1 rRNA gene is annotated in these 443 nt (G+C 55.5%); it reads right to left on the reverse strand.

The features are described from left to right. A 16S ribosomal RNA gene (locus F8279_RS29970) occupies nucleotides 1-443 on the reverse strand; the annotation flags it as partial.

Below are 443 nucleotides of genomic sequence, written 5' to 3' on the forward strand. Positions count from 1 at the left end.
TAATCCTGTTTGCTCCCCACGCTTTCGCACCTGAGCGTCAGTCTTTGTCCAGGGGGCCGCCTTCGCCACCGGTATTCCTCCAGATCTCTACGCATTTCACCGCTACACCTGGAATTCTACCCCCCTCTACAAGACTCAAGCCTGCCAGTATCAGATGCAGTTCCCAGGTTGAGCCCGGGGATTTCACATCCGACTTGACAGACCGCCTGCGTGCGCTTTACGCCCAGTAATTCCGATTAACGCTTGCACCCTCCGTATTACCGCGGCTGCTGGCACGGAGTTAGCCGGTGCTTCTTCTGCGGGTAACGTCAATCGACAAGGTTATTAACCTTATCGCCTTCCTCCCCGCTGAAAGTACTTTACAACCCGAAGGCCTTCTTCATACACGCGGCATGGCTGCATCAGGCTTGCGCCCATTGTGCAATATTCCCCACTGCTGCCTC

This window comes from Micromonospora sp. AMSO1212t (assembly GCF_008868145.1).
Classification (GTDB): domain Bacteria; phylum Actinomycetota; class Actinomycetes; order Mycobacteriales; family Micromonosporaceae; genus Micromonospora; species Micromonospora tulbaghiae.